This is a genomic window from Pseudoalteromonas rhizosphaerae (assembly GCF_028885455.1).
GTDB lineage: Bacteria > Pseudomonadota > Gammaproteobacteria > Enterobacterales > Alteromonadaceae > Pseudoalteromonas > Pseudoalteromonas rhizosphaerae.
Genome location: NZ_CP118496.1, coordinates 2331395 through 2348603 on the forward strand (window position 1 = coordinate 2331395; position 17209 = coordinate 2348603).

The 17209-nt window shown below is 38.8% G+C and carries 13 protein-coding genes and 1 pseudogene; 11 read left to right on the top strand and 3 right to left on the bottom strand.

Annotation, left to right across the window (positions count from 1 at the left end; translation table 11 throughout):
* Positions 1-92: 92 nt before the first annotated feature.
* Positions 93-752, top strand: coding sequence for an NADPH-dependent FMN reductase (locus PVK79_RS09890; RefSeq protein WP_182731606.1), 660 nt, complete (start codon positions 93-95; stop codon positions 750-752).
* A gap of 4 nt (positions 753-756) precedes the next feature.
* Here PVK79_RS09890 and PVK79_RS09895 read toward each other — a convergent pair whose 3' ends face one another.
* Both PVK79_RS09895 and PVK79_RS09900 read right to left on the bottom strand, forming a co-directional pair.
* Positions 757-945 (bottom strand): DUF1289 domain-containing protein, encoded by a 189-nt coding sequence (locus PVK79_RS09895; RefSeq protein WP_149980198.1) that lies wholly within the window; start codon positions 943-945, stop codon positions 757-759.
* A 53-nt stretch (positions 946-998) separates the two neighbouring features.
* Positions 999-1511: a hypothetical protein gene (locus PVK79_RS09900; RefSeq protein ID WP_257326585.1), complete on the bottom strand. Its 513-nt coding sequence runs from the start codon at positions 1509-1511 to the stop codon at positions 999-1001.
* A 901-nt stretch (positions 1512-2412) separates the two neighbouring features.
* On the opposite strand from PVK79_RS09900, the pseudogene PVK79_RS09905 reads away from it, so the two are divergent.
* Positions 2413-2562, top strand: a pseudogene (locus tag PVK79_RS09905) (IS3 family transposase); the annotation flags it as partial.
* Positions 2563-3072: 510 nt separating this feature from the next.
* On the opposite strand, the gene cas6 reads toward PVK79_RS09905, so the two are convergent.
* Positions 3073-3975, bottom strand: a complete 903-nt coding sequence (cas6, locus tag PVK79_RS09910) for a CRISPR system precrRNA processing endoribonuclease RAMP protein Cas6 (RefSeq protein ID WP_257326586.1) — start codon at positions 3973-3975, stop codon at positions 3073-3075.
* Positions 3976-4095: 120 nt separating this feature from the next.
* On the opposite strand from cas6, the gene PVK79_RS09915 reads away from it, so the two are divergent.
* Genes PVK79_RS09915 through cas2 (PVK79_RS09955) form a run of 9 tightly spaced genes read left to right on the top strand, consistent with a single transcriptional unit; the run spans position 4096 to position 16993 of the window.
* A complete protein-coding gene (locus PVK79_RS09915; RefSeq protein WP_257326588.1) occupies positions 4096-4980 on the top strand; it encodes a hypothetical protein in 885 nt (294 codons plus the stop codon).
* A gap of 15 nt (positions 4981-4995) precedes the next feature.
* The gene (locus PVK79_RS09920; protein WP_257326589.1) at positions 4996-8964 is read left to right on the top strand and encodes a hypothetical protein; all 3969 of its coding nucleotides are present in this window, start codon (positions 4996-4998) and stop codon (positions 8962-8964) included.
* Entirely contained in the window at positions 8951-10780 is a 1830-nt protein-coding gene (locus PVK79_RS09925) for an RAMP superfamily CRISPR-associated protein (protein WP_257326592.1), read from the top strand. The genes PVK79_RS09920 and PVK79_RS09925 overlap by 14 nt, the downstream gene beginning before the upstream one ends.
* Before the next feature lies 1 nt (position 10781).
* Positions 10782-12254 carry an RAMP superfamily CRISPR-associated protein gene (locus PVK79_RS09930; RefSeq protein ID WP_257326593.1) on the top strand — a complete coding sequence of 491 codons (1473 nt, stop codon included), beginning with the start codon at positions 10782-10784 and terminating at the stop codon, positions 12252-12254.
* Complete coding sequence (locus PVK79_RS09935; RefSeq protein ID WP_257326594.1) at positions 12247-14349, top strand: TIGR03986 family type III CRISPR-associated RAMP protein; 2103 nt, start codon at positions 12247-12249, stop codon at positions 14347-14349. The genes PVK79_RS09930 and PVK79_RS09935 overlap by 8 nt, the downstream gene beginning before the upstream one ends.
* A gap of 41 nt (positions 14350-14390) precedes the next feature.
* The gene (locus PVK79_RS09940; protein ID WP_257326595.1) at positions 14391-15458 is read left to right on the top strand and encodes a reverse transcriptase domain-containing protein; all 1068 of its coding nucleotides are present in this window, start codon (positions 14391-14393) and stop codon (positions 15456-15458) included.
* 14 nt (positions 15459-15472) lie between these two features.
* On the top strand, positions 15473-16441 hold the full coding sequence (gene cas1, locus PVK79_RS09945) for a CRISPR-associated endonuclease Cas1 (RefSeq protein WP_274804091.1): 969 nt from the start codon (positions 15473-15475) through the stop codon (positions 16439-16441).
* Between the two features lies 1 nt (position 16442).
* Positions 16443-16721, top strand: coding sequence for a CRISPR-associated endonuclease Cas2 (gene cas2, locus PVK79_RS09950; RefSeq protein WP_257326599.1), 279 nt, complete (start codon positions 16443-16445; stop codon positions 16719-16721).
* Positions 16721-16993 carry a CRISPR-associated endonuclease Cas2 gene (gene cas2, locus PVK79_RS09955; RefSeq protein ID WP_257326600.1) on the top strand — a complete coding sequence of 91 codons (273 nt, stop codon included), beginning with the start codon at positions 16721-16723 and terminating at the stop codon, positions 16991-16993. The genes cas2 (PVK79_RS09950) and cas2 (PVK79_RS09955) overlap by 1 nt, the downstream gene beginning before the upstream one ends.
* The last annotated feature ends 216 nt before the right edge of the window (positions 16994-17209 follow it).

The following is a 17209-nucleotide window of genomic DNA, read 5'->3' on the forward strand; positions in this document are numbered from 1 at the left end:
TTTTGCTTGTAAGGTAGGTTTTATTTATGACCTACCGCACAAATTTACGTTTATATTCGTATATTGATTTAAATAAAATGGAGTGCCTGTACATGAAACTATTAATTTTTTTAGGTTCAGTTCGAAAAAGTTCGCCACCTAAGCCGGCACGTCTCGGTGAAAGAGTTGCCAAGGCATGCCAACGCTGTTTGCTTGAGCAATACAATGATCACGATATTGAACTGATAGATCCGCTAGACTATGAGCTGGACCCTATATTCAAACCGCACTTTGCTTATTCACAAGCCGAGGTGCCTAAAAAACTCGATGACCTAGCGGAAAAAATTAAAGCCTGTGATGGTTTTATTATGGTCAGCCCTGAGTACAATCATTCAATGAGTCCAGCATTGGCTAATCTATTAAACCATTTTGGTAGCTCTTTATTTGCTTACAAACCCAGCGTTATTGTTACGTATTCTGCGGGGCAGTGGGGTGGCGTTCGTGCCGCTGTTGGGATGCGCAGTTTTTTAAGTGAACTTGGGTGTTTGCCGGTGTCGGCTATGATCCATGTGCCAAAAGCACAGGATGTATTTATTGAAAGTGGTGAAACAAACAATGAGGCAGAGCAAGCATCATGGCGCGAATATTTTTCGCGGTCGTTTAATCAGTTACTGTGGTGGGCTGAGGCAGCAAGTAAGCAACGCGAGCAGGTTGACCCTAAGCAATTAATTAAAGACTTTAAACGCGACCCGTCGCAACGCAATGCACCTTAATAAGCTATGGGGTATTAGCATCCTCTCTAGGAGTATCTAAAATAGCTTGTTTCTCTTGGTCTGATAAAATGATCCAATCAAATATTTCGTCGCTAGTTCGGCCGCAGCCGCTGCAATAGCCTTTGAGGCGGTGGCATTTCCCAATGCAGTCGGTTTTTAATAGCGATGAACTTTTTTGGGGTGTTGAATTCATAAATCCTTAGCCAAGTAGGTCAACATTTGCTGACCTGTTTTATGGTTTTAATGCTATTTATTTGCTACCGATTTACCTACTTCAAATGAGGTAGACCAAGGCGTTGAGCGAGATAAAGTTTTTCCGGTATGAATTGAAATAGCTGGTTTTTTTTCATCAAGTACAAAGGTAGTGCGTAATGAATCAGCAGATTCTTTTTGTTGTTCGTGCCAGTTATTTTGCGCTAAACAAGCTCGGGTGAAATCAACAGCCTTTTGATGAATGGCCACCGCTTGCGTTTTTTCTTGGTAATTATCTTGGCAACGATAAGTCACTGTATCGGCATCCAAAGCACTGATTTGGCATGCTTCACCAACGAGATTGTATTTAGCTGTCCAGGTTTCTGCGTACTTTGTATTTACACGGGTGCGCTTTAACACTTCAAAACGTGAGTCGTAGGCGGCTAATAAACCATTGATTTTTTCACAAGGCGTGAGGTTATCAATACTTGCTTTTTGCTCTGTTGTTAAGCTGCTACAACCCGATAAAATAAGGCCTGTTAATAATACCGATAAATACTTTTTCATAGTGGACTATCCTTTTGTGATAGCTAATCCTTCGAAGTTGCTTAAAGGATACCTAAGGGCTTGAAAAAATGCCATTAAAGACGTGAAAATAAAATTATTGCATGACTTATATCAAACGTTTTAGCGCAATTTTTTAAATTTTTTTGCCCCAAAACTAAGTATTTCTTTAAGCAAACGCAGCCACTTATAGATTTTGAATAGGCACATTTTTTATTGTAACGCTACCTGAACCATCATGAATTTTTACAGAAATTTAATTTAGACGTTGCACAAGATATCATTAATGCGATTTAGCAGATTTCATGTTGGTCGAAAACGTCACTTTGTATTTCTAGGGTTTGAGTTTTACTGGGGTACAAATTCACATGGCAAACCAAGACTTAGACGACGAACTGCTGCGAAGAAGCAAAAGGCGACGTTGAGTGATTATTACCAATGGATTAAAGCCATGCGTTCACGAAAGCTGAAAGAATGGTTACCGCAACTAAAACAAAACACAAATTGATAGGATTAGAAACTACTTTGGTTTACCTGACAGCGGCCGCAGTTTATCTAAAATATATGACTATGTGTTACATAGTTTATATAAATGTGTGAACATACGCAGTACTTGACGAAGTTATAACAGGAGTAATTTTAAAAAGATGTTAGCTTATATTCAGATTGAGAGTATCAAAATCAGCAAGCGCAATACAGTTGTTGATTGGTACTAGAGTTATATTTTACAAGAGCGAATATGTAACAGAAGAGCTCTGATGGGGTAGTTCTGTACGTCCGCATCTGTTTGGGGTCGGCTCAGCAATGGGTCGCTCTACGACGATAAACTATAGTGTCATCACTGGTTTTCATTCAGCCTAGCATTTCTACAAACTTAGTTGACAATTATACGCAGTGACTGGCGTTTTTTAGAAGTCTGAAAACAAAGCGACTGAATATCCTTTCATTTATTAATCATCATTCAGTGATAAGTGAAATAGACCATTATATTCAGTTTTACAATTACAAACGCTGGTATACCACTTTAGATTACATGGCACCACATCAAAAATAGAATGAATTAAAAAAAGCCGTTTAGAATCTCTACAAAATTAGTTGACCAATACACTGACTAAAATGGAGAAAGTAAGCAATAAAGTGAGTATGTCTCAATTCCCTTTAAAGTCGGGAGCACCCTGACAAATAATTTTATGTGCATAGATAATTTATTGATTGTCTCAATTCCCTTTAAAGTCGGGAGCAATCTGACGTTACTATGAATACTATCCTTTCACAATCTGGGTCTCAATTCCCTTTAAAGTCGGGAGCGCTCTGACTATAGCCGATCTAGGCCCCGTAGCGCAAGGGCTTGAGGGGGCATAAATTGCGGTCTTGAAAAATGCGTTCCTAAAAGGTCTTTGTTCCTGATATTTTAATTGAAAAATTCAAATAAAACATATTAACATCAACAGCCTGCGGTCTAAACTACTGACATAAAAACTTATTCAGCTTAAATTCAGATAACAATGCAAGATAGTAAGGTACAGTATGGTATTTACACCCATAAGAATTTAATAACATTCATTTATTCTGAGAGTATTCCCCAACTTAAAAGGTATGCACCTTGACCGTAATTGGCTCTTTTTCCCACTTGTAGTGCAGCGCCTAATTGTAGCCAAGGAATTAAACTGGCATCAATTGCGTAACACCATGACCCTGTAATACCTCGTAAATCATGGTTTTTTTCTGCTAGATCAGGATGACGTTTTTGAACGAAAAAATGTGTGTTTGGACTACTCGGTTGTTGTTCTATCTTTGGCAGTAACGCCATAACTGAAAAATCTACAGAGTGAAAATGGTCACATAATGCGCGCAGTCGGTTGCCAATAAAAAATAATAAGTCCGCTAAATTCGGCGCTGAATTTAATGTGTTTTTAGACCGAGTCAGTGCCAATGGTGAGCGAGTTTCTACTCGTACATGCCACTTTTTAGCTAGGCAGGTAAAAGGTGTATAAAGCTGATCGGCTAAGGTGGTTTGTGGTGGGCACAGTAAATCATTTTGCCCACGTTGAAATAACGTAAGCCAACGCCCCTGACTGCCAAGCTCAATATGTGTGATACTAAAAGGCACTCTGTTATTGCCAAGACCGATTGCTTGTAACTCAAATAAAGACTGCACCACCGCGCCTAGGTATTCACAAGCATGGCCAAAAAGCTTAATTTCAAAACTAAGCGGTTGTTGAGCAATAACTTCTCCTTTAGGTAAGTATGGGGCTATAAAAAAATAAGCGCGAGGGTGCGAACCATCTTGCGCCGTCAGTAGTGTTTGGCAAAGCTTGGGGTCTACAACATTTAATGCATTGATCAAGGCCCCATGTAACATACTCCCGGCAAACTGATAGCCAAACAGAGTCGATTGCGGAGCTAGTGTCACTCTTAAATGACTAAACCAGATTTGCTTGCTTAATTTAGTTAAACTCCATGTCATTTGAATTTCCTAGTTTTAATAAAAGGTCTAAGCCAGTCTAAATTTTAGGTTAAAACTAGCGTTGCTGATTGTAACCTCAATTGAACTGTGTTATCAAATACCTGTTAAAAGGAATATTTAATGTTAAATAAAAATAATACAACGGTGTTGTGCCCTATCAACGATCTCGAAGCGCATTGCATTTTAGCCATTGCCAATGAGCAGCATATTCATGCTATTGCAGGGCCTAATTATTGGGGTTGTACATTAGCACAGGCTCTTAAAGGTATTGATATCTCAAGTTGTAAAGCTAATTTGCTAGCCATTGAGTTACCCGATATTAACGGTCAAGGTGCGTTGCTTTTACAAAACCACGGAATATGTTTACACACCTTAGATCATCACCAATACGCAGGTCTCAATGCGCAACATAGGCTGAGCGCAATTGAGCAATTTGCCGCGATTTTTTCATTGCAGCTAACAAAATACCAGCAACTTGTGGCGGCCAACGATAAAGGCTTTATACCTGCTTTATTAGCAGCAGGGGCAAGCTACGAACAAATGCACGCAATACGCGATCATGAAGCGAGAATTAGGGGAGTAGTAGCATTACGTAAACGTGCCTTTGCCTGGTTTGAAAATACCCTCTTGGAGCCGCAAAAATCGGCTCATTTGTTGTGTTTTGACTGTCCTGCTGAATTTGCTTCAGTGATGAGTGAAGTTGCACAATTTCCCAATGAGCAAACCTACAATAACGCATTGCAAACAGCCAAGCCATTGTTGCTGCGACAAGTCGTTATACGTTATCAAGAACAAAACAAAACCACTCAAATAGAGGTGTTAGCGCACAATAACCGAGCTGCTTTTGCAAATCTTGTTGAGCAGTGGCCATACCCGCAGTTAACAAGCTGGTTTGGTGGTCAAACGCCTCAGTTTTTCTTTGGTGCCGCTAGTAAACATAATAATTTGAATAATGAATCTTCGTTTAACACTTTATATGCGCAGGTTCGCCAACTTATAAAATAATAAATATGGCTTTCTATGGAACAGACAAACAACTGGCTAGAATTAGATGATATTATTATTGTCAATGATTTTACCCCTAATGCACCTCAGCAAGGAGTACTTTCATGGTGCGAGCAGCATGAAAGTATAACGGACAAATTAGCAGATAAAGCCTTAATTTGGTTGCACGCTAAGGTGGACGAGCTAGGTTTAACTATTCTTGAGGCAGTAATGATCACGCGTCAACCACGTAAGTTACAATTGGTTGGCGAATTTGCTATAGAATACCCCCACTGCCATGTACAACAAGTGGTTATTAAAAACACTTATTATACAACGTTATTACTGCCTAAGCAGACAATAAGTCAGGCGGTGATCAGTGCATTATTTGAAACATTTGCAGAGTTTTCTCGCCCCCTTAAACGGTATAAAACAACCTTTTATTATCCCTTTGACCTCAATGGTGAGGCAGCATTAAAAACCGCACAACCTAATCACCTAACTGACTTACAAAAACGTCAAGTTACACTCCCAAGTGGTGTGCTAAACATTGAGGCGCCGCGCTATCAATTTCATTATGATGTGGGGAATGACCCCCAGTATTGGGATTTCAATAAACAACAACAAGTGCAAACTTTTTTATTTTATAACCCGCAAGCACAAAGCTGTTTGTTTGGGGATCTTAAAGATACAAATGCCAAAAATACGGTTAATGCATTTGAAGAATACCGCTTAACTCTTGAGGGCTGTATCTTGGGAATTAGCACTGGTAGGGTTAATAAAACATCAACGCCCACAAAACTTTCCGAGTTCAACATAAAAACCATTATTGAACAACAATCGCAACCCAGTGCCACAGTCACAAGCCTAAATTTAATACGTCACCCCGTTGCAAGGGGCAGTTTTTTACTTGCTATTGAAGTGCAATATTCGCCCATATACAGTTTGCCTGAACAAACCAAAGTGGCAATCAAGCAATTGCTTAAACAGCAAAATAGTATGAATACATTTAATGGTGACCTATCCGATGCGCAGTGGTGGTGGAGTATTGTGTTGGCGGCATATTCATCACGACTAGCAAAGCTTGTAAAAGGTATGCAATTTGGGCGTTGGCTCAAATTTAATCAACAAGCACGTATTTTATACCCCACTTTTATTGAACAAAAAGAAGAACAAAAGATAAATTGCTTGGTTTTGTTGTTGAATCAATATGAGCATTTAATTTATAACGGCAATAAACCATCTGGTTTGGACGATTTAACCCTGAGTAATGAAAATAGGCAACCAGTAGCCGAGCATGTACTTAGGCTGGTATCTTTGTTTTTCTTAGATGAGCAATCACGGGGTGATCCTAAAAAGCAAAACGCCATTATTGACCAATTGAACCCGCTTTCAATGAAGCAGCATGACTCACGTATGTACCTCAATGCCACGTACGGTATCTATGGCGTTTACCCTCAAACTAAGTTGGGTAAAAAGGTTGCAAAACAAAACGCTACGCTTGCCAGTATGGTGGATAGCCCCAACGGTTTGTTTAACGATTACCCAACAGGCTACGCCTACAATGCACAGTTTGTGAAGGAGCTTGCGCAGCAACAAGCTTATACCCGATGGCAAGATATCAGTGCGCAAACCGGATTTAATGAATTTGCCACGATCACAATTGGTTATGGTAGCTATTATGTTGATCATATTTTGCCCCATTGGCATAGTGTTTATCGTCACTTTTTTAATTACACTCTGTTAACTCGCGAAACAATCAATTGCTTTAAACGCACTATGAATCAGGCCACTGAGGATTTGGCGGCAAAAGACACCGATGCAAAACCTGAAAACACCTATCGTGATATTCGCCGTAACTTTATTTTATTTATGAATAGGTATTGGTTTAAATCACTAAGCCATGAGCAGCAAGGGGCAGAAATATATCAAAAGCTATATCAAGCCACCGCATTAGAGCAGCATTTTGAGTTAGTAAAAGAACAAGTCTCTTGGGCTGATGATTACATGGAAAGCTGGCGTAATATTTACTTTGTTGATAAAGCCGATAAAACAGGCCAAATAGCCGGGATCTTGGCATTAATAGCCATTGTTACAGCATGGCCGCAATCGCTAGACCCATTCGGCAGCGACACTCTAGATCGCATACTATTAATGATGATACTGGGTGTAGTGATATTAATGGGGATTAAAACCAAATTATTTGCAGCTGTATTTGGTTTACTTGATTTTATTACCCAGCCTAATGCGTTATTTGAATACCAGCATGAAAAAATTGCATCGTGGCTACCTGCAAGGCTACGTGGTTTAGCACACCACTACAAAAGTGGCTGGGCAAACAAGCTAAAAAAGTTACGAGAATCAAAAAAAGGACTAACAATGCATCACAATAAAGCCAGTCAATCTGCAAACAAAAACTGCTATGATCTGATCAAGGTGGAAGCAGTTAACTTTGATAACGCATTATCTCTAAGTAATAACCTGAGTGTTTACCGTGGGACTAGTATGTTATTGCGAGCTATTGTACTAGAACTACCAAAATATTTTGATAGCTTAGAACCTATCTCTGTAGGTGGCTCAGTTGGGCTTTATAAATGCCAGTCTGATCAGCAATTGTTGTGCGAGCAAATAATTGACAGGCTAAACAGTCATCACCAAGGAATTACTTTTATTGTTAATGGCGTATCTAATATTAGCGACGCTAATTTTTTAGAGGCCAAAATCGCACTGATAAACGCAGGGCGAAAACGTCAATTGCAGCAAACAAGTTTGAGTATTGACCTAAATCAGCAAAGTAATCTGATTTGCCAGCTAAGCGAAACATTACCTGCAACAGACAATAAATACATTCAAGACGGAAACAAACACATAAGCGCGCTAGTTAAAGAGCGGTTTGAATATGGTCGTGATCAAAAACAGCAATTTTATAATCAAGAGCTTGCTCAGTTAGCCGTCCTAAACAACCAGCCATATAACGATAATAAAGAACGTTTTTTTACTCATAGTTTTGATGAACTTTGTAATGCACAAGAGTTTTATCATCTTGACAATAAAGTTGCGTATATTTATTTTGATGGCAACAAGTTTTCAAAGATTCAAGATAAATTTATTAAAGGCGTAGATGATCAACTTGCCTTTGATAAACGGTTGCGGATTTTACGTGCTGAGCTACTTGATAAGTTATTAAATTATCTTGAAGATCAAGATGATGCTTGTTTTCAGGAAACAGATCATAACAACGAAACGATAACAAAAATCAAGCTAGAAACACTTATGTGGGGAGGCGACGAAGTGCTTTTTGTACTTCCTGCTTCGCAAGGGTTTAAAGTGCTAGCTCGACTATTAGAATGGACAAATAACTGGGAAATCAAAAAAGATCAAGAAACCTACTCATTAACTCATGCATTTGGGTTGTTATTTTGCCATCACAAAACCCCAGTATCGATAGCGTGTGACTTTGTTAAAAACTTAGCTGACAACGTAAAAGATATAGTTGTTAAGCAAGATAACACCAACCAGCAAGACGCTCCAAATATAGAGGGGATCCACAATTGTTATAATTATTCAGTACTTGAGTCGATTGATATACCCGCGCAGAGCATTAACCAGCATTTTGAAATCTGTTATGGTGAATTAGCATCCTCACGTCAAAATATGTTTGCGAGGACGTTTGATACCGCTGACCTTGCAAGTTTAGCTAATTTTTTAAGCAGTACATTTAATAAAAGCACTATTCATACTTTGGCACAGAGTGTTAACCAATGCAGTGCAGATGATTTAAGTGATTTAATTAAAGTTGAGCAAAGGCTCAGTTACATAACAGCTTTAAGTCATGATGAAATTAACAAGTTTATAAATTGTGCAAGTCAGGTTTTGATGGGGGAAACATTATCGATCAACGATAAAAATACAACTTCACGTGCCTTATTGTGGGTTTTGCTCACGGAGTGTTGGGACTATATAGCCCTGCAAAGTCAGCAAGGAGGCAGTGATGATGCAAACTAATTATTATCAATTATATACAACAATGCAGGTGCAAGGCCCTATTGTTAGCCAACACAGTGGCGCATTACAGCATGGCCTTGATGTGGCAGTATTGCGTGATGCTTCTGGAAAGCCAGTACTAACGGGCAGCTTTATAAAGGGTAACATTCGCCATGCGTTAAATGAAATTAACGCCTTTATGAAAGATGATAAGTTAACCCAATGGCTGCAAACATGGTTTGGTAGTGAAGGCATGCAAGCAACGACTAAAGCGGAACTGGACGTTGGGTTGGGGCAACGAAGCCGGTTAAATTTTGATTTTTACTGGCAAATGTCAAACCCTGTAAATGATGCCTATGCAGTGCAAAACAAAATAAAACTAAATCAACATGGCACTACTGAAAAAGGGAGCCTAAGGTGTGTTGAGTTACCTTATAGGCACGGCGAAAAAGTCAATATTAGCGGTAATATAAAATTCAGGGCAACAGCTGATGAAGCGTCAATAATTGAAAAATACATAACAAAGGCACTGCAATATTGTTATGCCTTAGGGAGTTTTAAAAATATTGGTTTTGGTAAAATTGAGGCTGTCAGTTTAGAGTTGATTAAACCCCAAGCCCCCAGTTGTATTTGGCCCGCATTTGAAAGGGATAAAATTCTAGCCATAGATTGGCAAGTAGATCGTCCCTTGTGTATTGCCAACGCACCCACAGCAAAAGAAAATACCTTTAAATCGCAAAATATAATAACGGGCGCAATATTAAAAGGCTTAGTCGCTAACCATAGCTCAGCTGAGTCAGTACTCGCTAAATATTTACACGCTATCACCTTTCGGCACGCTAAACCCCTAACTGCGCAAGGAGTGCTTAATCAGCCAGCACGTTTATCAATTGCAATATGCCACACTAAGAATGAGCAAGGTAAAAAAGTAAGTGAAAAACATGATTGTTTAACATCACCAGCACCGCTCAAAGGGATAATGGTATTTAAGCCTGATTTTAAAGAAGGCGATGCCAAGTTAGTTCAAAATATAGCAACATTACCGCGGGTTTTATTAGTGCGTAATGCGATTACCCAATGGTGGAAAAATGAAACTACAGCATTCAGCCAGTTAGAGCAACGTAATACAAGTGCAGAGCAACAGCTATTTAGCTACGATTGCGTTAGCCACCAATGGAATAATAACGAGCCAATTACATGGCGCAGCTATGTCGATCTTTCTCAAATTCCTGATGACCAACACAACACTGTATACGATGAATTAACACAATTATTGGCGCATTCACTACATGGGCTAGGGAAAACCAAAGCCATAGCCCATGTAACAAATACTTGCTGGCAAGCTAGGCATACACCGCATTGTGAAGAGCAAAATACCCTTTACTTAACATTTTACTCCCCAGTGTGTTTATTGCGACCAGCTAAGCTCAATGTGGTTGAACCCAGTAAAGCGCTTTATCAACACGCATTTAATGAGCTTGCCCCAGATGTGTTTGAACTTAAAGACCACTATACGTGTGAAGAGTTACGCGGTGGCAGTTTTTGGCAGTCGCGGTTTCAGCGTCATAAACCATATTACAGCCCATATATTGAAACCCAGCCTGGTAGTTGTTTTGCCCTGACAATAAAAGCAGGTAAACGTAAACAAGCGCAGGCATTTTTAACACAATGGCTGCACCATGGCGTGCCTTCTGTTGATGTCTCTGAAGTCGAATTGCAACAAAATAACAAGCAACGTTGGCAACTAAGCCCTTACGACCCCGCCAATGGCTTTGGTGAAGTAGCTATTGAAATTGTGGGTGATAGCATTATAAAAAGTGAGACAGGGAGCAAGTAGCATGGCGGATAAAACTTACCCTAAAGTGACGTTAGATTTTAAACTAACAGCTAAATCCCGTATTGGTGTTCACAGTGGTGAACAAGCAGAGTTAACAAACGCTGAACAAATACAATCAGAGGGAAACACACTCACCTACGCACAATTAATGTTGGACGTTAACAAACGACCTATGTTGCCTGGCAGCAGCTTGAAAGGTGTATTACGCGCTTTATTTGAGCCTAAAATGGCGCAAGCATTATTTGGCGGTCAACAAAGGGAGGGAAATAGCGCACAGCAAGCTATAACCAAGCGTTTTAATGGCTGTGTGTCAGTGCAATCGGCTTTTTTGATGGGTACTAATAATTCAGAAAAAGCAGTGACTTATCAAACTCACAACAGTATTGATGCAATTACAGACACAGTCTTAGATAATCATTTATTTAGCCAAGCTTGGGTTAACTCAGGCGGTCAATTTAAGGGGCAGCTACATGCGGAATTTATAAGTGAAACACAGCTAAAAGCGCTTTGTTCAGTGCTTAAAATAGCACAATTGCAAGTTGGGGCAGGCAGTAAATGGGGGTATGGTCAGGTTGAATTATCCGACTTAAACGTAAAAGTTTTAAGTGCTGAAAAGCTAACAGCATGGTTTAAAAGTGATAATAATGACCAAAAAAAGCTGAGCGATTTTTATGATGATTTTAAGCTAGAAAATTTACCAAGTGAAATAGGTAATATCACCTCAAAAACGTTGATCGACACATGGCAATTTGATTTACATTTATCAAGCCCTGATCCAATTTTAATCGCTTGTCCAGAACACCTTAAAATGCAAAACAAACCGCATAAAACAGAGCAAACCATGGCGGCATATTTTGTACGTGAAGAGGGCAAGCCGATACTCCCAGCCAGTGCTTTACGTGGCATGCTCAGAGCGCGATTCATAAAAATTATTTGCACATTGTTACCTCAAATCGATTGTAAAACATTGCAGCAATTTGTGACTCCATTTTGGGGCTCAACAGCCCAGCGCAGTGCTTTAATTATTCCTAATGCAACCTTAACGAAAGAAGCAACAGCAATTACCCACCCGCAAAGTATGATAGCCATTGACCGTTTTACCGGTGGCGTAAAAGATGGTGCTTTAATCAATGTTGAAGCCGTCACCGTAAACGGTGATTTTAAGACGGCTTGCAGCATACCGATGGCCGTTCTAAAAGCGCATCCTTTTTCAACCGCAGTGTTGATGTTGGTGTTCAAAGACCTACTTGAGCAAAAGATGGCAATTGGCGCTAATAAAAATCGCGGATATGGGCGTATTAAAGGCAAATTTTTTGCTCACAAAAAAGAATATACAGATATTCAGGACGTAATAGACAATTGTTTAGCGCATTTTTCAAGTGAAACACTTGAAGACAGCATAAAGAAAACTATTAAAGAATACAAAACAGACTCCAAAAAAGAGCAGCAAAGTGAAGGAGCTACTCATGACTAATTTTTATAATCCTTATAGCTTTGTACCTTTTGGTGATATTAGTGAGCATAAATTTATTGAGGCAAAAAAAGAAAAGCTAAAAAAAGAAAATATAAGTCATCATCGTTTTACAGGTTTAAGTGGCGAAATAAAGTGCCAAATAACGGTTAAGTCGCCCGTGTTTTATGGAAATCAGCCTTTGGATATCGCCAAAATTTTTAATAAGGAAACCAAAAAGAAGGCAGAAGAACTCAATATTAGCGTCAAAGCCCCGTATTTACGCAATGGTAAGCAAGCTATTCCTGCAAGCAGTATTCGTGGCATGTTAAGCAGCATTGGCGAAATTATTACCCACTCACCACCCCGTGTACTCGCTGACAGTCCAATGTATTATCGCGATGCTAAGCCAAGAAAAAATCAGGCTTATGGTGCTATTTATAAGCAAGGTGAGCAGTGGTATTTAAAGCCACTTGGTATTCCTGCATCTATATTACAACAACAAAAAAATGATCTTGTTATTCCAAAAGCGTTACGGATGGTATTTATAGATAAGAATAAACAACCTCTCCCTTTGGCGAAATTAGCGGCAATACGTGTTAGTGCAGATAAACTTATAGATCAAGAGCTTAGTTCCTGCAAGTTAGAGTGTAAAAAAGATGAAAAAAATAAAACAAAGAACACATACTCTCTTAGTTGGCAAAATGAAGTGTTTATCGAGGAGTGTGCGCCTCATGATTGTCAATATGTGGCATGTACTAAGATAGCAAAGGATCATCCTTGGGTTAGAGAAACCGAAATAGGATCGGGTTATTACCGTTTACTACGTGAAGGCAAAGTAGTAAATGAACAAAACAATGCAAAAAAAGCAATCTACACATACAGAATAAAAAAGGATAATGAGTCTAATCAAGAAAGTAATGGGTATGCTTTTTTTACTGAGAACTTAATCGCAGCGCCTATGCCCATTAATACAGAGTTAGTTGAATTATATCTTGATATTTTTAATACCTCAGACCGCGCCAAAGAACTATTAAAAAAAGCGGGAAATAATAAGCAGCAAGAAGAGCAAACTGAGTTCGATTTAGATGCTATAAATGGAGAAATTGTTCTTTTTAGTGTGGATTACAGTGGAGAAATATGTGAATTACGTGATTCACAAATATGGCGAAATAAGCTTAAGCATACAGTATTTGACTTTTTACCTAATAAGGATATTCAGCCCTTTAACTCCCAACGTGGGCTGAGTGTTATGGAGCAATTATTTGGCACTGTGGCCGATAGCAAAGCTGATCAACACGATAAAAATAAAGTCACCGCTTACGCAAGTAGAATTAGGGTTTATGATGCAATTAGTGACGTTGAAATCACCCCAAATGAGACCAGTTACTTTATGTTACCATTACTAATGGAGCCAAAACCTCCTTGCCTCGCCATGTATATTCATAATAAAAGCGTTAACAATAGGTGCTTTATTAAAAAAGCCGATCTCACCCCTCGAAGTCATAGTTTAAATGGAAGTAAGAGATTTGTTGTTCGCCAAAAATGTGAATTGGTCGAGTTTTTATCTAAAAGCCTAATTAATGAAGATAATAAAAATAGGACTGCTGCACCTACTATTAGTAAAGATACCAAACTGAAATTTACTATTGAGTTTGATAACTTAACCGCATCAGAACTGCAGCTATTAGCAGTTATGTTAGAACCGGCGTTAGCAGTTGAGGGGAGTGAAAAATTCACCCATCAAATTGGATTAGCTAAACCATATGGTTACGGGAATATTCATTTATCTATCACATCCTTAACCTTGGAGGATAAAGTAACGCGTTACACTCAGTTTGAATCAGCTAAATTAACACAATGGCGGCTAGCACAAAATAATAAAGACCTCTTACTCGAATGGATAGCCGATCTAGAGTCTGCGCCATGTAAAAATAACACTCAGTTATGGAATGAAGGCACGTTAATGTGGTTACAAAATTTAGCAAAACCACGCGAAAACATTAAATATCCATCTAAAGATAACAAGGGTTATCAATGGTTTGTTGATAATGAGAAAAAACAACAACAAATGTTGACATGCACAAAAAAAGGACCTGTTATGTTGCAACAAAATTAGTAAACTAGACTCGAAATTTACCAAATTTACAAGGAGTTACGATGCAGTACGACGCGCTATGTAGTTACGAATTACTGTTGCAAGCATTTACCCGAGTCAAGCAAAATGATGGCAGCCCGGGAGTTGACAGTCAAACTATAGTCAGTTTTGAGGACGAGCTAGCTTTAGGACTAAATAGTATTTTATATGACCTTAAAGAGCGTCAATACGAACCTCAGCCTTTAAAACGTAGTCAATTAAAATTGCCAGGCAAAAAACCGCGTTGGCTTGCATTTCCTACTGTGCGCGACCGTATCGTGCATACCGCAATTGCCATTATGCTGCAACCTTATTTTGAAGACGAGTTTGAGCATAACAGTTATGGGTATCGGCCAGGTCGTAGTTATTTAATGGCAGTAGAGAAAGTGATAGAGCATCGGAATTTAAATCGCCGCTATGTATTTGATGCAGATATTAATGGTTACTTTGATCACATTCCGCAAGCTAGTTTGCTGACAAAACTGCAACATACAGCCATTGACCCACTCCTAATATCGCTCATATTCAGTCTTTTATTTGAAAAGCAATCAATTGATGGCAACTTGGTGTTTGGTAAAGCGCATGGCTTAGGGATCCCCCAAGGATCATCAATTTGCCCATTATTAGCTAATTTTTACCTAGATGAATTAGACGAACATATGATCAAGCAAGGTTATCATATGGTGCGTTATGCCGATGATTTTGTAATATGCTGCGATAGCGCAAAGTCGGCCCAGCACGCTCAATATCACACGGAACAAGTACTGAATCATTTAAGCTTAACGCTCAATGAAGAAAAAACACAATTAACAACCTTTGCAGAGGGTTTTCGATTTTTAGGCCATAACTTTTTAGGTGAACAAGTAATAGATGAAAAATCAAGCTTGGTATTTGGTGTTATGGATAACGCAAAAGAGTGGACAATAAGTGCGGCAGAATACCAACAAGAACAACAATTATTACAACTCGATACCCCCGCAAATTGGCATCATAAAGCAATAGAAGACGAACAGGACTGGTTGATTTACCTGCGCATTTGCTTCAACAGCCAAGCACAGTGCAACGTAAAGTGCTTAAAACATTATATTTAACTCAAGTCGGGAGTGTGGTAGGAATACGCGGCAATCGTGCGTATTTAAGTTTTCATAATGAGACTGTGAAAACATGGCCTTTAAGCGTACTGGATGCTGTAATTGTAATGGGGCGAATACAGCTAACAACTGATTTTTTAGGGTATTGTTCAGAGCATGGAATTTTAATTATATTAGCTTCATCAACTGGGCGATATAAAGGGGAAGTATCAAATTACCCAAAAAATTTAGATGTATTAAAAAAACAGGTAGCACAGTTTTGCAAGTCTGGGTTTGAAAGGTCATTAAGCGAAAGCGTGTTAAAGGCAAAATTTACTAACTGTCAACGGGTATTAGAGCAACAAGCAAGACGCAAAACCTTAAATGCGAGTAAGTGCGAGCACCTGAATGAAGTAATAAAAAGCCTCAATAAAGCAAAAAATCAAATATTGAGTATGACCACGCCACAACAGCACTTTTTACTAGAAGCAAAGGTAGCAAAGCAGTATTTTAGTGGGCTAATAATAGCTGTAACAGCGCAATGGCAGTTTTCTGGACGTAACAGGCTGCCCCCAAAAGATCCTATTAATGCCTTATTATCGTTAGGCTATAATTTATTATTTAATAACTTACTTTGTTTGGTACGTAAGCACGGTTTGCATCCAGATATTGGTTTTTTGCACTGTGGTGATTATCAGCCAAGTTTAATTCTTGATCTTATGGAGCCATTTAGGCCATTAGTTGTTGATGCAACTGTTTTAAAACTAATTAACAAACAGCAATTGAGGCCAACTGATTTTGTTTACCAAGGTGAACAATGTTTACTTAGCCAAGACGCATTAAAAATATTTATTACAGCCATTGAAGAAAAATGCGTGGCAACCTTTCATTGTAAACAATCAAAGCAACTTAAAGATTATCGCAAAGCAATGAGTGATCAAGTGCTTAGTCTTAAGACATATTTAACACAGCAGAGTGAATTCCTAGCATTTAAGGTACTTTAATATGCCTCATCATTACGTTATTTGTTACGACACATCATGCAATAAGCGTCGATATTACATTGATAAAGTACTGGCAGGATTTGGTGAGCGGATCCAACTCTCTGTTTATGAATGTTGCTTAACCCAAAGTCAGTTTACATTATTACGTAATCAACTTAGACACGTAATAAGTAATGACGATATATTAAATTACTACCCGATCTGTTGTCATTGCAAAGTTCGCAGGCATGGCGTTGCAAAGGCGCAGGTATATGACCCTCAACACTTTGAGATCCTATAATGCGTGTTTTAATTGCCCTTGATGTCACCGATAATCGTGTGCGGTATCGCGCCAATAAACTTATTTTAGGCTTTGGTGAACGGGTACAGTATTCTGTTTTTGAAATTGATGTAACACAAAGGCAACTTAACTTATTGCATAAACAACTTAATAAGTTATTAAACAAACAGGATAAAGCGCATATTTTCCCATTGTGTGGTAAATGCATGGGGGCAAGAAAGGCTGATGGTGCTGGGCATGTGGGTTGGCCTGCGCGTTTTTATTATTACTAGGAGAGTTTAATTTTACTACTGATACGAAAAGAGTCTTTAGTGTGGGCAGGGCTTAATAATGACTTTTTAACTGAATTTAAGCTGAATAAGTTTGCTTGTCAGTAGTCAATACCGCAGGTTGTTGAAGTTAATGCGTTTTATTTATTTTTTTCAATTAAAATGGCAGAAAAAACGACCTTTTAGGAACGGATTTTTCAAGACCGCCATTTATGCCCC